The organism is Hymenobacter agri (assembly GCF_054778495.1).
Genome location: NZ_BAAGZM010000961.1, coordinates 1 through 1103 on the forward strand (window position 1 = coordinate 1; position 1103 = coordinate 1103).

Annotated in this window: 1 protein-coding gene; it reads right to left on the minus strand. The window is 65.2% G+C overall.

Annotated elements, in window-relative coordinates; translation table 11 throughout:
• Positions 1 to 1103, minus strand: a 1103-nt coding sequence (locus tag ACYVDE_RS23705; RefSeq protein WP_460503986.1) for an MG2 domain-containing protein, incomplete at both ends; no start/stop codon positions are given.

Here is a 1103-nt window from a genome sequence, read left to right on the forward strand (position 1 = left end):
AGTGGGCAGCGTCAGCGGCTGGCCCAGCTGCGGCCGGCCCGGCACCGAATCGATGCTCACCAGAAAGGTGGGCCGCTTGTAGTCTTCCACCGCGAAGCTGATGCTGCCGTGGTCGGTTTGCAGGGTCAGTTCGCCATTCAGCAGGCCCGTGGGCAGCACCACGGAGCCGTGGAAGCTGCCGTAATCGGAAGTCGTGAAAGGCAGCGTCTCCACCGTCTGGCCGTTCACGTCCACCAGCCGCACGCTTACCGGCTGGTTGGTGAGGAGGCTGCTTTTCGCACCCAGCGTTTCGGTCAGAATGCCTTTGAAATAGAGCGTCTGGCCCGGGCGGTAAATGGCGCGGTCGGTGAAGAGAAACGTGCGGCGCTGGGCTTGCTCGGGCTGGTTGTCGCGGCCGGGATAATAGTAGGCATTGATGGGAATCAGCAACGTGTCGCGGCCCCGCCAGGCGCGCACGCTGGTCAGCTGCTCCCGTCCAAGCGCGTCATTCACCGCATTCGGCCCCGGAATTTCAACCTCGCCCGCTGCATTGGTTTGCAACGTGGCGCCCAGTCGTTGGTCGTCGCGCTCGCTGGTGCGGTTATACACCGTGAACCGGGCCTGCGTGCTCACCCCCGCCAACGGCGCACCGGTTTGGCGGTTGAGCAGCAGCAGCGACGTATTGCCGCTGGCCATACTGTTGCGGTGCACGGCGCTCAGCTCGCTGGCCCCCACAAACCCGTAGCTCGTTACCGCGCCGGCTTTTTCCTTCGTCGGGTCGGTGGCCTGGTTGCTGAGAATAACCAGATAGTAGCCAACCGGCAGCGCCGCCCCCGCCGCGCCAAACTTCAATTCCTTGTAGTCCTGCGGATGCGCGGGTACCGGCACGGCCCAGGTCGCCGCCGGCGCAGCCCGGAGTGCCCGGGCGTAGCGCTGCGCCACGGTGCGCTGCTTCTCATCATATTGTCCCGATTTCTCCCACTCCTTCAGCGTAATGCGGTAGGCCCAGGCGTATAGCTCGCCCACGTTGCGCGCCGTCACATCGTGCCGCCAGGGCTGGCCGGGCACCACCATGTCGGCCGCCGAAAACGTCAGCTCCGGCTGCTCAATCTCTTGGCGCAGCT